The organism is Rhodococcus sp. SB1D (genome assembly GCF_048573875.1).
In the GTDB taxonomy this organism is placed as follows: Bacteria; Actinomycetota; Actinomycetes; order Mycobacteriales; family Mycobacteriaceae; genus Rhodococcus_F; species Rhodococcus_F qingshengii.
This window is the reverse complement of record NZ_JBMAIQ010000002.1, coordinates 112300-127870: the sequence shown is the minus strand read 5'-3', so window position 1 is coordinate 127870 and position 15571 is coordinate 112300. Positions and strand designations below refer to the sequence as shown.

The window sequence follows — 15571 nt, the reverse complement described above, 5'->3', positions numbered from 1 at the left end:
AACCCCTTCCCCTTTTACCTTCTCGGGGCGATCGCTGTCGGAGGCATCACGCAACGAACTGTATGGGCGAGGTCGTTCTGCGTGCGCTGGGAGGTTGCCCGGTAACGCGTTTGAAAGCGCGGCTGAACGCAGCTTGAGAGGTGTAACCAAGATTTCGAGCCATGGCTTCCACCGACATCGTGTCCTGGGCCAGCCACTGGCTGGCAAGAAGCATTCTCAGTTCCGTCGCGTACCGCAGAGGCGGTACGCCGATCATCGCATGGAAGCGCTCCGCGAACACCGATCGGGAAACATGGCACTGCGATGCCAACTCCGCTACCGTCCAATGATGTCCGGGATCCCGGTGGACAGCCAAGATGGCTCCCGCCAGTCGCGGATCGCGCAGCGCCGCCACCAGTCCAGAGGCATTGTCGCAGCCACATTCAACCCACCCTCGCACGATCATCGCAGCCACGACTTCAGCGAGACGCGCTGAAACACCAGCAAAACCGACACGCGCCGAACAGGTCTCACGCCTCATCGCAGCAAGGATCGGTAAAAGTCCGGGATATCGCTCCCCCTGGGCGTCGGCGATCATGATCTCGGGCATGATACGACTCAGGCCTTGCATCCCGCCGAGATCGAATTCCATGTAACCGGTGAACAATACGGCGCTGGGAGACAGGTCGGCGGCGAGGCCGACATTCACGTCCCCCACCGCATCACCGAGGGGTTCGGAGTCGTAGCTGTCGATGCCCTGAACCACTACGCCCGGCCCGGACAGCCACTGATGGGGTCGACCGTGCGGGATGAACACAGCGTTACCCGCTGACAGTTCGTGGACGGTGCCGTTCTCGGCACGCAGGAACGCGTGACCGACTGCGAGAAAGTGGAAATAGGCACGGCCCGGTTTCGCATCGAAGCCGATGCCGAATCGCGGACCGGCATGAACGCGACGGTACTGCACTCCACGCAACCGCATACTCGTCAACAGTTCGCTGATGAGGTCGGAGGACGAGGCGAACGTCCCGGCAGCCGACTCGGCCGGACTCTTGATCAAAACGGCCGGATCCTCAGTCATAGATCATCCTGAAAGTCGTATCTAGTGTTGACTCAAAGCCTTTCATGCGATCCAGGAGAAGTACAACCGTTGTCCAGTGATGTATGCAGCACCGCGCCCGATACCCGACCCGTCCGAGCAACCGCAGTTGTCGACCCGCCACCGCTGCCGGTAACACCGAAGTGGATGGCGGTGATGTCACTGGCTCTGGGCGTATTCGGACTGCTTACGGCCGAGTATCTTCCGGCCAGTCTGTTGACTCCGATTGCCGATGATTTGGGTGTGCCGGAAGCACTGGTGGGCCAAGCAGTCACCGTCACGGCTGGAGCAGCAATCCTCTCTGGACTACTGACGGCAAGCCTGACACGACGGATGGACCGGCGGATTGTTCTGCTCAGCTTCACTGTGCTGATGATCGCGTCGAACTCGCTCGTGGCCCTGGCCCCGAACATGGTGGTGCTGTTGGCGATGCGGATCCTGCTCGGCATTGCGTTAGGTGGTTTCTGGAGCATGGCGGCTGCCACGGCGATGCGTCTGGTACCGGAATCGTCGGTACCTCGCGCTGTATCAATCATTTTCAGCGGTATCGCCGTAGCAACCATCGTGGCCGTGCCGCTCGGTAGTTACCTCGGTGAACTGTCCGGTTGGCGCAGTGCCTTTTGGGTCACCGCAGCCCTCGGGGTCGTGACGCTTGCCTTCCAACTGTTCGCGTTGCCCCCGATGGCACCGCGGCACGAGGCACGGTTGAGAACTTTGTGGTCGGTGTTGGTACATCCACGCTTCGGGATCGGCATCGTCGGCATGTTGCTCGTCCATATCGGGCACTATGCACTGTTCACCTACATTCGGCCGGCGCTCGAAACCATGGTCGATGTCGGCGCCTCCACCTTGACTGTTCTATTGTTTGCCTTCGGAGTGGCGAACTTGGCAGGCACACTTGTCGCCGGATGGCTCCTCCAACTCAGCCTGCGTCTGACATTGGCGCTGATGCCCTTACTGATCGGGATAGCTGCTCTAGGTCTGGCACTGGTGCCTGCAACTCAGAGCGTAAGCGCAGCCTTGGTGGTGTTGTGGGGCTTGGCATTCGGCGGAGTTTCGGTGGCGTGGTCGACGTGGGCGACCAGGACCGTGCCCGACAAGGCGGAAAGTGCAGGCGGGATCGTGGTGGTCGGTGTCCAGTCCGGAATCGCTGCAGGTGCCGCAGCAGGCGGTGCGATGTTCGGAGCCGGGGGTGCCATGGCGGTGTTTTCGGTTTTCGGAGTCGTGCTGATTGCGTCAGCATTGTTCATCACATTGTCCGTGAAGAACCCCGATCACCTTGCGTGACATCGGTTACCTGCATGCGGCGGCAGACTGGGACTACGAATCAGCGAGGTCAGCTGATCGGTGCGCGAGCAGCGTGATCTGGCCCGGTCAACTCTCGAACAGCTTCCGCGCCTCGAGCTTCGCTGCGAACGAGAGAAGACCAGCCTCGGTGTGTGGGCGTCCGACGAGCTGTACACCGACAGGTAGACCGTCGACGTCGGCTGCTGGAATGGACACTGCGGGCAGTCCGATGAGACTCCACGGCGCGGTGAGTGAGAGCAGACCACTTGGAACGTCGACCGGCTGATCCTCGACACTCACCCGACGGCTGAACAGCGGCGGTGTCGAAAAGGGAATCGTAGGCAGCGCAATGAAATCGACCGCACTCAGTAGCTGAGCAACACCTACACGGAACTGTTCACGAATCGCGATCGCCTGCAAGAACTGCGAATCGGTGTACGTGCCGCCCATCTCGAGACGCTCACGCACCTCTGGGTCGTAGAGATCGGGTGCGAGACTGAGCCTTTCGGCGTGGACCGCGTGAGCTTCACGCCCTTGGATGACACGATAGGAGAAGCGAAGTGCCTCCGCGCCGTGGATATCTATTTCGTCGGTGAGGAACGGTGCGACCAGATCGCGGGCAGAACGGGCAATCGATGGTTGAGTGGCATGAATTGATCTCGGCGATATCCAGCGAACGCGCACACCGGCGACGGAAGTGCACTCGGCCGGTGGTGAGAAATCGTCGATCAACGCTGACAGTACGACGTGTGCATCAGCCGCACAGCGAGCCAGAACACCCACGGTGTCCATCGAACTGGCCAGAGGAAGTACTCCGTGCGTGCTGATCGCCCCTTGTGTGGGGCGAATGCCGACGACGCCGCAGCATGCTGCGGGGATTCGCACGGAACCACCGGTATCGGTGCCGAGTGCGACTGGAACGATGCCGGCAGCGACGGCGGCCGCCGAACCGCTACTAGACCCTCCGGACATGTGCCCTAATGCATGTGGGTTACGAGTGGGTCCAGTAGCAGCACGATCCCCCGTCGGACCGTTCGCGAATTCATGCGTCGTCGTCTTCCCGATCACTATCGCACCTGCTCGTCTGAGCCGCTCGACGCAATCTGCATCGCGAGTGGCGATCCGATTCACGAAATGGCGCGAACTAGCGGTCGTCGGCAGACCTCGTACATCGATCATGTCCTTCACCGCTATCGGCACCCCGTGCAGCGGACCCCGGTCAGCACCTGCGGCCAATTCTCGATCGGCGGCGGCTGCGGCGGCACGAGCTCCGGCCACGTCGATGGTGACGAACGCGTTGATTGTCGATTGCGAGCTCTCGGCCTCCTCGATGGCAATCCCGATCAAGTCCGCTGACGTGACCCGACGTGCCCGAAGGTCCGCAGCCAGGTCCGTGATGGTTCTTCGGCTGAAGTAGCCGCCAGTTGCGGATACGTGGACGGCCGAAGGGGGATTCTCCGTCATGCCGCCGACACGGTGAGCGCCGCGATGGCCTCGCGGAAGGGTTCGATCGGGGCGATGAGCAGACCGGCGCCCGCGTGTCCGCCCTCACGCAGGGCGGCACCCATGTGGATACGTGGAGTGATCGCGGTGGAAACCACACGTGCCGCGTCGATTCCGAACGGAACGCCACGAAACTCTAGATACGGAATCTTCCACTGGGGGTGCTCAGTGTGAGTAATGCCGTACATTGCCTCCGTCGTTTCGACCATGTTCTGAGCCGATCCGCCGCTGTAATCCTGAAGCGAAAAAGCAGCCGCCGCCGAAAGGCCGCCGAGTCCCACCGTCTCGGTGATCAGGCTCTCCCCGCCCATGTACGCAGTATCCTCAGCGGTGATCCCGTCGAAATATTTCGCCTGCAACGTGGGAATCGGCGCGCGAAACCATCGCTGGCCGGTGCCAGCTGTACGAATCGCGAACTCCTTCCCGCTCAACGCCATAGCGGTGACGATGCTGCTGTGCGGTGTATTGCTGGCGGTTGTCGCGATGCTCTTACCCGTCGCCATCGCGACATGGAGAAAGAACAGATCGTTCTGACTGAGGAAGTTCAGAACGTCGCGGGTTGCTGCGGTGAAGCCGTTGGCCTCGAGAACAGACTCGTAGATCTGCTCGAAGAACACCGCTGTTGCCGCTGTATTACGGCTGTGCAAGTCATCGCCCATGCCGAGGGCACGCCGAATGATGGGACTGGTGTGTAGACCGCCGTTGTGTCGTAGTGCCGCTGAGAGGGCTGGTCCGAGCACGTCCTTGATCCAGGTCAATTGTTGGTGTACAGCCTCGTTCCATACCCCGTAGGTGAGGCGTTCGCGGGCACTTCCCTCGTAGAGAACGCAGTGTCCGCGCGAACCCGACATCGAATCTTCGACAACGAGGACAGGCATCGACGCCGTCGTCACCCCGGTCAGCGAGCCTACGCACCCGTAGTCATGGCACGGCCGGACGAGGATGTCTCCCGCATGCAGGAGAGCGTCGGCCTCTTCCACCGAGTTCGCGAGCCCCTCGAAGAGTGCTGCTCCCAGTATCGCTCGGCGCTGGCCTCCTTCGTATGCAGGCCAGGGCAACGGGGCTCCCGAGGTGAGGATGGTGTGGCGGGTCATGCCGGGCAGCGCATCGAGTGCCGGGGTGACATCGATCAAGACGGGGTCTGCTTGCAGCATCGCATTCACTGCGACCATATTTGCATGAATTCGCCTGTCCGACAATAGGTCTTGCATAGAATCTGCCTTTTGCTCGAGCTGTGTGTCGGTCATGCCCACCGACCGAGGAAATCGATCACAGCAGCATTGACTTCAGCGGGTTTGGACGCACTCAGGAAGTGATGCCCGTTCGGGATCGTCTCGAGGCGCACTTCGGCCGCACGGGTGAACAGTTTGATTTCGTCCTCGGCGTTGGCCACTGAATAAACCTGGTCTGCCGTGCCGTGGAGCCACAGAACCGGCTGCGTCACTTCGTCCAATCGCCCGAACAACCCGTCGCGATCACGGAGATTGATCGTGGCGAGCCGCAGTCGGTGCCGGCCCGCGTCGCCGGAGTAGTTCGTGCGGTAGATCTCGAGCCACCTCACTCGGTCTTCCGGGCTCAAGCCTCCCAGCGCAGCGTCGAAGGTGGCATCGACGAAATCATCGGGAACAACCCAGTCGTCGTCGACCGGCTCGCCGAAGGCCTCGATGTAGGGGGTGCAGAATCCCGGCCCGTCCCAGCACCCGAGGTCGCGGCTGCGTTGACTCTCGACGTCCAGCGAGGTACCCAACGGAATCAGGCCTTTGACTACCTCTGGTGCCAGCAAGCCCATTCGGGTGGCAATCCACCCCCCTTGCGAAGTCCCCAAGACGAATGCGTTCGGAATGTCCAGTGCCGCAAGAGCCTGCAGGTTCGCAACTGCGCTGTCCCAGTAGGTGAAATGCTTGTATGTCGAACGGGTTCGGCCATGACCGTACGGCTCGAGGGCCAGTAGGTTGGCCCTGTCGGTCAGCGCAGTATCCGCGAACTGGTCGCGGTACAACTCCGCAGAGGTGGTGTACGAGTTGATCATGACCAGGGTCGGCAATTCGGGGTTGTAAGGTCGCCCGAACGTGGCCCCTATGACCGAGCCGCCGAGGTGGGGGATGGTGATGGTTTGATCGAACGTGCTCATGAACTCAATTCCTCTTCTTTGTGGGGCAGTCCCGAGATCGGGTCACGGTAAAGGTGCGGGCGCTATCTGGCCGGCACTCGGTATGGGTGTTGTCTGGCCTGGGCTGCGGGACGGCTCTCGGGCCGACTCGAAGAGCTGATCAACTCGTTCCAACTCTTCCCGGTCACTGGCTCGAAGGAGGCTGACCGCGACGAAGACGACAAGATTGGCTACGAGGCCGACCAGTCCGGAACCTAACCCCTCAAGCCACGGCACTGCCCCGCCTTGGTCCATGTACGGAACCGTCAGCGCCAGAGCGATTACCGCACCGACGAGCAGCCCGGCGATTGCGCCGTCCCTGTTACCTTTGCGCCACATGAGTCCGCCGAAGATCGGTACGGCAAGTTGGATGATGGCTTGATACGCCAACTGCGTGACGCCGGCCAAGTTGGGTGAATCGTAGATGCGGTACGCGATGATCGCGGCAACTATTGCGGTAACTGCCATCGCAGCCTTGGCGAGGTAGAGCTCCTGCTTGTCCCGCAGTGGGTGAACGACAGCAACGATGTCGTTCGCAACTTGAGTGCCGATCGCTTGGGTGACGCCGTCGACGAAGCCCATTCCCGCCGCGAAAACTATGACAAGCGCGATCGCCAACAACCAGGTACCACCGGCGTCCTGCGCGATCGCGAAGAACGACGATACTGGATTGGCAGCGGCGAAAGGGATCGGCGCCGCGCACAGCGCGACAAACATGAGTAGAACGCAGAACACGAAGCCGATCGCCATTGTTTGCAGCGAGCCCTTTTTCACTTCACGCACGCTGGCCGCAGTGTAGATTCGCGTGAATATCATAGGCCAGCAAAGACTTCCAATGATTCCGGCGGCAACGATGCCGAAGTAGTAGAGTCCGCCTTCATCGGATCCGAAGCCGGGCAGGCTCAGTTGAGCGTCGGTAAGCTTGCTCATGTTCGAGATGCCACCGAAGTAGAAGAACAACAGGCCCAGGCACAAAATGGCCGATCCGATGTAGGCAACAATCCCCTGGACCATATCGGTGAGGATGAGACCCCTCATACCCATCTGGACGGTCCAGAACTGACGCACGACCAATACTGCAATCCCGATCAGGATGGAGTCGGCGTCAGAGAGTTTACCCAGCGATGCCCACTGAACTACCGCGCCCATTGCAATGAGCCCGAGAACGAGCCAGGGCACGAGGGCGACGACACTGATGGCGCTTCCGATCAACTTCAGGCCGCGGCTGTTGTACCGCAGGTCCAGTAGATCCGCCTGGGTCCGCAGGTCGAACTTCTTACCCCACTTCCATACTGGCCGGGCGATGAAATACATCGCGAGAACACCAAGGACGGAGTAGACGAGAAAGTACAACCCGATCACGCCACTAGCAACGGTCAGACCGAAAACCGCGGTAAAAGTCGAACCGGGCCACCACGAATTCGTGTACGCCATCGACACGAACCAGCTCGAAAACGAGCGCTCGCCGACGGCGTAGTTGCTGAACGTCGCGACGCTTTGCCGGTTCTTGGAGATGTGAAGGACAACAACGATGACGACGAAGAAGACGCCTAAGGCGCCAAAAGTGACGATCATCAGTCCACCGCTCCCTGACGACACTCGGTGACCCAGAGACCGGTGACTGCTGCGATCGCAGCTGCGGACACGAGTATCAGGTACCAGACCGAAATCGGTACGCCGATGACCAGACCGTGCTGGTGGGACATTGCGATGTACAAAGGTGGCCAGAGCGCGATCATATTGATCAGCGCGAATAGTGCGCCGAAGGCGATGTTCCTCGCTGGGGAACGACTGAATAAGCCAGTGCGTTTCATTGATACTCTTTTCGTCTCTGCAGGCCGTCAACAGGGCCGGCTGGGCGGCGTATAGCCAGATGAAAAGCGTATGAACAATCACATTCCTCGACCATCGGTCAGTTGACGTATTTTCCGCATACCTCCGGTCGGACATCACATGCGGACACGACAAACCGAACGGGCGAAATGTACTGGGGCATCGAGAATTTCATAACCGGAACTGAACGGGTGAGAATCCGCCACTAAAGACGCGGCTGCTGCATCATCAACGGAGATACATCTCCCCTCACAGCGCCTTTGGCGCTACCGTAGGGCTTTGGTTTACGCCCGTTCCGACTCCCCCGACTCGCTGGTCGTTGCGGTCACCCTGACGACGGTCGCACTCCGGGTACTCACATCTCGCTCGCGAGCAACAGTCCTGCTTCCACAGCAAGCGCGGCGAGCTGCACACGAGATTGGCTCCCGAGTTTGACGAGAAGATGCTCGACGTGGGTCGAAACGGTTCTAGGACTGATGAACAGCTTCTTCGCGATCTGGGGATTGGAACAGCCTCGGGTGACCCAATGAAGAATTTGCACTTCCCGGCAGCTCAACCCGAACGGCCACGGAATCCGACGTTCAACGACCACGAGGGACGTTCCGGGACCCGCCGACAACTCGATTCGATGGCACGAACCATCCGACTCGGCCCACAAATACTGCGCCGGTCGGCCAGCCCAATCCCGGATCGCTGACGCCAACCACCTGCGCGCAGACTCCCCAAGAACCGGACCCGCCGTATGACCTGGCAGCTCCGAAATTGCGCCTGTATCGGTGACTATGACGGCGTGCGCTGCCACCCCAGCCCGTTGCACGGCACCATGAGCGCTCCGGAAGAGATCACAGACGTCAGCGAGTACAGGACGGAACCTCTCGATCACGCTAAGAGCCTCGTTACTGGCGTCTTTGGGGCGCGCCCAACTCACGTGCAGAGCACCGGTATATCGCCCACCAGGCAACCTCAGACACATGGTCGCGCCCTCCTTGAACCCAGCGGGAATCAAGAATCCCTCGGCGGACTGCGTCTGCGCGAACGGGATGTGCCAATCCCTCTGCAAGTCCAGCCAACGGAGGGCGTGCGGAACCTGGGTATGCAACAAATGAAAGCCCGGATTCCCGTCGACGAACGCGTCGTTCATATGTTCGTCGAGCTCCCGCGTGTAGCCTTCGCTCGCCAACGTGACGTGCCTATGACTTCCTGAACCCGCATCCCATGCCGTCAATGCGTATCCATCCCATGGAATCGAATCCCGCAGGACTCTCATTGCAGCAGAAGCGCGCACGTGGACATCGGATAGTTCGACGAAACGGCCATCGTCCGGCGGGATCATGGCCGGAAGCAAAGCGTGGATCTGCATACGATACTCCTGGATCCGACTCCCCCAAGTACGTATAGGCTCTCATTGTCTCGCCAGTCAGGCAACATCGGGGAACGAGAGGGAAACCGGTGGTAGAGCCACACGCAGTGGGCGAAAAGTGGCTGAGTTTACGCCCACCCGGCGACCGGCTCGAGCAAGCTGGGGTCGCTGTCCCCGGCATTTTTGGCGGCAGTCGAGACTTCGCAAAGCTCAGATGCGGCACCCGCAATCGAACTGTCACTGGCGGCAACCGCTGACAAACAGTGCGCGCAGATTGGCTGCAAGTTGACCACCAATGGTGAATCGGCAATCGTTCGGGCAGCGATCAAGGGTATACCGTTCGGCACCATCACAATTCACACTGAATCAGGGCCGATCCACACCGAATCGTTGTCGAACACCGGGACCGGCGGAGGTGCGTTCGTCGCCGCGGTGGGCAGTGCAGCAAGTTTCCGGCCATGTTCGATGACGCTGCCAGATGCCCGTTCTCCTTGAAGAGTGCCTATCGCCCTCAGTCTCAGTCGCCGTTCGAACCGCCGAATACAAGTTCAGGCGTGCCCACTACCGATAGGCCGGGGTGTAGTTGCTGCTGTAGGGACTCGATCCCGGCGGTGTCGAGTGTTCCGTGGTGAATCTGGCAGACCCAGTCGAAATCTTCTGTAGACCAGGCGATCTGATATCCGTAAGTCTTGGTTTTCCACGGCTGGTTCGATCGTGGCCTCCGGGCGATCCATCCCGCTTTATCACCGAGTTCTGCGGCGAATGCGCCGGTTTCGGGTTCGATCGAGTGAACGAAGCGTGGGGTCAGGTCCGTCAGCATGGGCACCCTGATGGGTTCGGCGGCGATCTCCTCATGAAACCAGCTCATCGACTCCTGCGCCGGCGTTACTGGTGGCCCGCCGCGACCGGTGAGGCTCCTCGATTCTGCATCGGTGGTGACCGGACCGTCCCAGGTGAACAGGGAGAGTTCGAGGTGCTCCCCCACTCTGAGGTCGGTGTATGCGGCGCCGTCGATACCGTCGCCGGAGTGTTGGGCAAGTACCGCACCGGTTTCGGCGTCGACGACAAGCCGCAGCGACGGCTTCGGCAGATTCCGGCTCTCGCGTGGGGCGAGATCCACCGACCAGCATCGACGGCCGAGGAACTCGACGTCTGTCACCGGCCCTGTCGGGCGTGAATGATCGTTGCCGACCCAATGCTCAACGCGCGGGGTGATCGCAAGGTATCGGCCCGCGCCGGGCGAGTGCACGTGATGGAGTTCGGTGCAGCGCGGTTGGTCTGGGTCGGCGGTGAAGTCCCAAGCGGTGGTGCCGTCGCTGACGAACATCACCTGCCCGTCGAGTGACTCGATCCTCGATCGGCGCCCCCACCGATACAGATGCACGCCGGGGAGGCGAACGGGAAGAAACACAGGTTCTTCACCGTAGCTGCCGAAGTAATAGTGAAACGGTTCGTCGGAATTGCGGTACGGGACCACGACCCCGTGGACCGGTTGCCGCGGTCCGTCGGCCAAGGTCACCAACATCTGCACCCATTCGGTCATCACTGCCTCCGTTATGCATTCGGGTATCGGTCGTCTGCGGCCTAGGTCAACGCGCCTCCCACTGGTTTCGGTGAGCTTTCCGGCCCGATCGCCTGCGCCGCTCAGCTCAGACATGCAGGACTCCCGCGATCGCTTCGGAAGCCGCGGGGTAGGCGCGGGTGTCGGCTTGTTCCCTCAACTCTGCCGAGGCGTAGGACAGGAGATTGTCGAGACGAACACCAAGCTCGTCGTACAGATTCAGCCGAGCTGTCAACATCAGTCCCGGGTAGTCACGATGCCGGAATCGGACATGGATCCGGCCGCTCGGCCAGTGGCCGACGTACGTGGCGCTCACCTGATCGACTTTGTCCGAGAACCGCATTCGGTCGAGACCGCGCAGGCAGTACTGCACGTACCCGTGATGATCGAGTGGCTCAGGCCCGACAGGCCAGCACCGATCGGTGATGTCGATGCCGCCGGTGATCAGCGAATGGATGCCGCCATCGACCCCGGTGGAAAGTACCGACCGACCGCCGGCAGGACGGGTAGCGGTCCTCGCGACCAACCACAGCCTCCTGGCCCCTGCGACCCCGTGGGCGACATCCATCCCGGGCAGCATCAAAGTCGTCACCGGCGACGGAACCTCACCACGGTAGGCCCGTACAGTTGTGGCGCCACGCGCAATGGGGTCTTTGCCCCAGTACCAGCGCACGTTGCCATCGAATGCGCGCTTGCGGCGATGGTTTTCGTTGTACGACACATCCGCATACTCGCTGGCGTACCCGACCTGCCGATTTTCCGCGCACAGGTAGGTGTTGCGGTCGATGCGCAGCGGGGCCGGATCATGCAGAGGTATCTGCAATACCGATGAGCTGTAACGCAACTCGAACCCGGCCCGCTTTCCTCCCGTGCCGTCCACGCGCGGCACCCGTTCCCACGGATCGTGCTCGACACCGAGATAGAGCGAGGATTCGTCGAACTCGGCCGACACGATCGCCGCGGCATCCACTTCGACCAGACGCATCCCACCACCCGGCTTGCTCACCAGCAGCGCCGGTTTGCGCCTCAGCGTCCGTGGCGGAATATCCGGCGAGGGTGAGATGTCGTTGTGCCTGCGTGTAGTCGTCATACACCAGGCGCCGGCGCGTCCCGCGCCGATCAGATGGTGCCCTTCGGTGTATTCGGACCGGTCGATGCCGTCGGTACCGACGTGAACCAAAGGGCCGTCGCGGTGATTCTGTATCCACAAACCGGACTCGTCGGCAGAGATCTGTGCTGGGCCGAATCCCGGAGGGGTCGGAGGAAGATCGGTCCACGCCACCAACCCCGCCAACGATTCTGTGTGCGGATCAATCAGTGCCGCAACGGGTTGACGCTCGTCGACCACCCACAGGTGAGCAGCGGCGAAGAAGACATATCGAGGGCGCAGGAACCTACGCCGGAGGTGGGCGCTCATGCGCCTTTCTGCAGAGTCATGACATCGACGGTACCAGCGAAACCGCATCGTGTACCGCAACGGTCGCCCGACTGGTTCGATTTCAGGGCTGCCGATCGCGCAACTCCTCGACGATAATCCACTGCGATCGAGGGTTGAGCGCACCGTGCGCTGTGATTGTTTCTTTGCTGCGGTGCACTATCTTCTTTTTGGACGTTCGATCAGGACGGGTCGACATCGGAGCGAATGAACTCCAAAGTGCCCGAGCACGTTCGACGCTTGGGCACTGTCGGACTTTGTTACCCGTCAGTCGGGGTGGGCTCAGGGTTTTCCTGGATGAATCGCAGATTGCAAACCCGTACGCTATCGCAATGGACTTGATGGTCTGGATCGTCACGACGCCATTTCTTGCAGCAGCACTGGCGGGCGTGATGCGACGAACGCTGGGGACGAGGGTCGGTTGGCCACGGACACTTGTGATCGCGGTGATAGCGCTCTCGGTGGGTGTCCCACTCTCGGGCTACGCCGCGACATTCGCAGGAATTGCCAGCCAGGACGATCAACTTCTGGTGAGCGTAGGAACAGCGCTCATATTCTTCGGAGTTGTCGCGCTCTGGGTGTTCGCAGCATGCCTGGCCGCATTGGTTTTCCTCGAAGTTGTCCTTCCAACAGGGTCCATCCCCGGACCGCCAGAAGCATTGCAGCGCAGCCGCAAATCGTGGCGACGAACCAAGCGATACGTCCAGATCATGGGCATCGTCGTGCGAGCGGGAGGCGGGCCCGCTCTCCGTGCTGGGCCATCAGCGCCTCAGTTCGGGGACGCGCTGGTGGAAGTAATCAACCGGTGCGGTGTCACTTTCGTCAAGCTGGGACAGATCCTCGGCACGCGAGACGACCTCATACCACCCGAGTTGGCTCGCACTCTCTCGTCTCTGCAAAGTTCGGCACGACCGGCTGATCCAGTCCGCATTGCGAAGCTACTGGCATCGGAACTCGGCGACGCACCAGAGTCGGTGTTCGCATGGTTCGATGTGGAGCCGTTCGCCGCCGCCTCTGTCGCACAGGTACATTCCACGCGCACCGTTGAAGGCGTCGACGTTGTGGTGAAGGTTCAACGCCCCGAGGCGAGCGCACAAGTGAGCGTGGATTGCGATATCTTCCTTCGCGTGTCATCCCGCGCGGAGACCCGTTTTCCCTGGGCACGCGATATCGGCGTTCACCGACTCGCCGGGGGCCTCGTCACGTCACTGCTCGAGGAACTCGACTACCGCACCGAAGCAGCGAATACCGGCGCGATTGCTTCCACCATGTCGAACCGCCCGGATATCGTCGTTCCGCACATCTACCCCAACCTCAGTAGCGGACGGGTGTTCGTGATGGAACGTCTTCACGGCACACCGCTCTCCGACGGTGAGTCGGCGCTCACCGGCCTCGACCGCGACACCCGCAGCAGCATCGCCAACGAACTTCTTGCGTCGTTGCTCGACGGGATCTTTGTCCACGGCGTGTTTCACGCGGACCTGCACCCCGGCAACATCATGATCCTCGATGACGGCCGGGTCGGGCTCCTCGACTTCGGCGCAGTAGGGGTTCTGGACGGCGAGACACGGATCTTGTTCGCCGTGCTCCTCAACGCTGCCCTCGCAGGTGATCCGGTGGCGACAGTCGACGCGATGCTGATGGCATTCGACGTGCCGCCCGAAGTTGATCGCGGAGCACTACGTCACCAGGTGGGCCGAGAGATCACCCTGCTCAGTGTCCAACCCAATGTTTCCATGGCATCGTTCGCGCGAATGTTCACTGTGCTTCGCGAACACCGAATCGGAGTGCCGGGAGACGTCGCCGCCGCTTTCCGTTCGCTCGCGTCTTTGGAGCGCGCCCTGCGGCTCCTGGATCCGCAGATCGACCTCGTCGCTGCTGTTCGGGCCGAAGTACCCCGACTGTTGACCCATGTCGCCAGCCCGACTGCAGCCGCGCAGGCCATCCTGTCGACGACGGCGGTCACAACCGCGGTGGTCAGGCGCCTGCCTGGTCAGCTCGATCAGATCGCGACCTCGATCGCCTCGGGAAGCTTCACACTTCGCACTCGCTCGGTCGCACACCCCGACGACAGGCGATGGCTACGACGGTCGGCGAACAACGCCCTGGGTATGGCGGCGGGAGTGACCGCGCTGATTGTCGCGGCGATCCTTCTGTTCGTACCTGGCGGACCACAACTCACACCTCAGCTGTCGGGCTATGCACTCGCGAGTGCGGTACTGGGGTTCGTCGGCGTCGTTCTGTGCATGCGGACCGTGTTCCGTTTGTTCACACTCGACAACAGGTAACCGAGAACTGATTTTCATCGCTTGATCTCGATGTCGTCGAAGTCGAGCGCCAGGAGGGTCGGCCGCGAGAGAACGCGACTGCCTGGGCCCCGCGGGAGAACGCGCCGTCGAGTGGGAAAGGTGAGACCGTCGAACTGACGGTGATGGTCACAGTAGAGAGCAGCTTTCGCCCAGCTGCCTACCGGTTCGGCGACGAAGTCGTGACGGCGGATGAGGCCACCGTTGTCGACATAGAAGGTCTGCTGCCGGCAATGGGTGTCGATTTCTGGCGAAAATGTTGCTTGTAGTCGTCGCCATTGCTGCCCGGATTCCTGCCAAGGTTCGGCTTCGGTGACAGTGATGTCGTCGCGGGCGAGCAGCAGCGGTGCGTTCAGATAGTTCCAAAAGGCGTAGCCGGCAAAGTAAGCGGTGTCGAGCGCGTCCCAGTGGAGGTTGCGCCGGACTCCACTCAACCCGAAAAACTCTGGACGTGGGTCGGTTCGCCTCCCGAGTTCTTCGCCGTCACGAGTTTCGATCCGCACGACGCCCTTGTCGAACACAGCGCACTCGCCGACACGCGGAAAGTCTTGGAGGACAGTGCGTTGCTCGGCGACTTCAACCTCGACCGTGAACTTCGCCAGCTTGTTGCCGGGGAAGCGCTGAGGCAGCAGACCGCCCAAACGTCCCCGTGCCGTGATCGCTGAAACAGACTGCCAACGTTCGACTCCGCCATGTGCGGTGAGGACTTCATCGAGTAGTTCGGTCATATGTCGACGCTCTCCGTCCCCTGACGGAACTGTGGAAATCAGCGATCAGACGGACGCGTAGTTGTAGTTGCGTTCCTCCCGCGGTACCACTGCCACCCCGCGGTGATGATGACAGCGCCGGCAAGGGACCCGAGGATGCCGCTCGGGCGCAATGATAATCCGTCGCCTGCAATCAAACTCACGAGCAATCCGCCGACCAGCGAACCACCGATTCCCGCGATGAACGCGAAGGTCCAGTCCACTCGTGCGGTCGTTTTCCCCAGAATCAGCTGGGCTCCCGCTCCGATGACGATCCCGAACAGGAGTATTCCGATGATGAGCATGAGCTGAG

General features: G+C 61.2%; 13 protein-coding genes. 2 read left to right on the top strand and 11 right to left on the bottom strand.

Annotation, left to right across the window (positions count from 1 at the left end):
* Window positions 1-46 precede the first annotated feature (46 nt).
* Entirely contained in the window at window positions 47-1060 is a 1014-nt protein-coding gene (locus ACN50D_RS06085; RefSeq protein WP_047272003.1) for an AraC family transcriptional regulator, read from the bottom strand.
* A gap of 69 nt (window positions 1061-1129) precedes the next feature.
* On the opposite strand from ACN50D_RS06085, the gene ACN50D_RS06080 reads away from it, so the two are divergent.
* Window positions 1130-2365 (top strand): MFS transporter, encoded by a 1236-nt coding sequence (locus ACN50D_RS06080; RefSeq protein ID WP_211921003.1) that lies wholly within the window; start codon window positions 1130-1132, stop codon window positions 2363-2365.
* Window positions 2366-2452: 87 nt separating this feature from the next.
* Here the strand turns inward: ACN50D_RS06080 and ACN50D_RS06075 are convergent, their stop codons facing one another.
* The 8 genes from ACN50D_RS06075 to ACN50D_RS06040 form a co-directional block, all read right to left on the bottom strand.
* Window positions 2453-3829: an amidase gene (locus ACN50D_RS06075; RefSeq protein WP_054827037.1), complete on the bottom strand. Its 1377-nt coding sequence runs from the start codon at window positions 3827-3829 to the stop codon at window positions 2453-2455.
* Entirely contained in the window at window positions 3826-5040 is a 1215-nt protein-coding gene (locus tag ACN50D_RS06070; RefSeq protein ID WP_158170424.1) for a DUF1116 domain-containing protein, read from the bottom strand. Before ACN50D_RS06070 ends, ACN50D_RS06075 begins: the two co-directional genes overlap by 4 nt.
* A gap of 71 nt (window positions 5041-5111) precedes the next feature.
* Window positions 5112-5999 carry an alpha/beta fold hydrolase gene (locus ACN50D_RS06065; protein WP_047271999.1) on the bottom strand — a complete coding sequence of 296 codons (888 nt, stop codon included), beginning with the start codon at window positions 5997-5999 and terminating at the stop codon, window positions 5112-5114.
* A 42-nt stretch (window positions 6000-6041) separates the two neighbouring features.
* On the bottom strand, window positions 6042-7592 hold the full coding sequence (locus ACN50D_RS06060; RefSeq protein WP_047271997.1) for a sodium:solute symporter family protein: 1551 nt from the start codon (window positions 7590-7592) through the stop codon (window positions 6042-6044).
* Window positions 7592-7831 carry a hypothetical protein gene (locus ACN50D_RS06055; protein WP_047271996.1) on the bottom strand — a complete coding sequence of 80 codons (240 nt, stop codon included), beginning with the start codon at window positions 7829-7831 and terminating at the stop codon, window positions 7592-7594. The genes ACN50D_RS06060 and ACN50D_RS06055 overlap by 1 nt, the downstream gene beginning before the upstream one ends.
* A gap of 374 nt (window positions 7832-8205) precedes the next feature.
* Entirely contained in the window at window positions 8206-9210 is a 1005-nt protein-coding gene (locus tag ACN50D_RS06050; RefSeq protein ID WP_065351475.1) for a helix-turn-helix transcriptional regulator, read from the bottom strand.
* A gap of 517 nt (window positions 9211-9727) precedes the next feature.
* Complete coding sequence (locus ACN50D_RS06045; RefSeq protein WP_054827031.1) at window positions 9728-10753, bottom strand: hypothetical protein; 1026 nt, start codon at window positions 10751-10753, stop codon at window positions 9728-9730.
* A 106-nt stretch (window positions 10754-10859) separates the two neighbouring features.
* Window positions 10860-12188, bottom strand: a complete 1329-nt coding sequence (locus ACN50D_RS06040; RefSeq protein WP_134929656.1) for a hypothetical protein — start codon at window positions 12186-12188, stop codon at window positions 10860-10862.
* A 350-nt stretch (window positions 12189-12538) separates the two neighbouring features.
* Here ACN50D_RS06040 and ACN50D_RS06035 point away from each other — a divergent pair, with 350 nt between their 5' ends.
* Complete coding sequence (locus ACN50D_RS06035; RefSeq protein WP_249342809.1) at window positions 12539-14494, top strand: ABC1 kinase family protein; 1956 nt, start codon at window positions 12539-12541, stop codon at window positions 14492-14494.
* A gap of 14 nt (window positions 14495-14508) precedes the next feature.
* Here ACN50D_RS06035 and ACN50D_RS06030 read toward each other — a convergent pair whose 3' ends face one another.
* Entirely contained in the window at window positions 14509-15240 is a 732-nt protein-coding gene (locus tag ACN50D_RS06030; protein ID WP_211921004.1) for a hypothetical protein, read from the bottom strand.
* A 38-nt stretch (window positions 15241-15278) separates the two neighbouring features.
* Window positions 15279-15563 (bottom strand): hypothetical protein, encoded by a 285-nt coding sequence (locus ACN50D_RS06025; RefSeq protein WP_003939785.1) that lies wholly within the window; start codon window positions 15561-15563, stop codon window positions 15279-15281.
* Window positions 15564-15571: the final 8 nt, after the last annotated feature.

What these genes read in the sequence shown, in the direction of transcription:
- ACN50D_RS06070 (WP_158170424.1), bottom strand. Translation starts at nt 5,040, where the DNA reads ATGGTCGCAGTGAATGCGATGCTGCAAGCAGACCCCGTCTTGATCGAT.
- ACN50D_RS06060 (WP_047271997.1), bottom strand. Translation starts at nt 7,592, where the DNA reads ATGATCGTCACTTTTGGCGCCTTAGGCGTCTTCTTCGTCGTCATCGTT.
- ACN50D_RS06040 (WP_134929656.1), bottom strand. Translation starts at nt 12,188, where the DNA reads ATGAGCGCCCACCTCCGGCGTAGGTTCCTGCGCCCTCGATATGTCTTC.
- ACN50D_RS06050 (WP_065351475.1), bottom strand. Translation starts at nt 9,210, where the DNA reads ATGCAGATCCACGCTTTGCTTCCGGCCATGATCCCGCCGGACGATGGC.
- ACN50D_RS06085 (WP_047272003.1), bottom strand. Translation starts at nt 1,060, where the DNA reads ATGACTGAGGATCCGGCCGTTTTGATCAAGAGTCCGGCCGAGTCGGCT.
- ACN50D_RS06030 (WP_211921004.1), bottom strand. Translation starts at nt 15,240, where the DNA reads ATGACCGAACTACTCGATGAAGTCCTCACCGCACATGGCGGAGTCGAA.
- ACN50D_RS06065 (WP_047271999.1), bottom strand. Translation starts at nt 5,999, where the DNA reads ATGAGCACGTTCGATCAAACCATCACCATCCCCCACCTCGGCGGCTCG.
- ACN50D_RS06025 (WP_003939785.1), bottom strand. Translation starts at nt 15,563, where the DNA reads ATGCTCATCATCGGAATACTCCTGTTCGGGATCGTCATCGGAGCGGGA.
- ACN50D_RS06045 (WP_054827031.1), bottom strand. Translation starts at nt 10,753, where the DNA reads ATGACCGAATGGGTGCAGATGTTGGTGACCTTGGCCGACGGACCGCGG.
- ACN50D_RS06035 (WP_249342809.1), top strand. Translation starts at nt 12,539, where the DNA reads ATGGACTTGATGGTCTGGATCGTCACGACGCCATTTCTTGCAGCAGCA.
- ACN50D_RS06055 (WP_047271996.1), bottom strand. Translation starts at nt 7,831, where the DNA reads ATGAAACGCACTGGCTTATTCAGTCGTTCCCCAGCGAGGAACATCGCC.
- ACN50D_RS06075 (WP_054827037.1), bottom strand. Translation starts at nt 3,829, where the DNA reads ATGACGGAGAATCCCCCTTCGGCCGTCCACGTATCCGCAACTGGCGGC.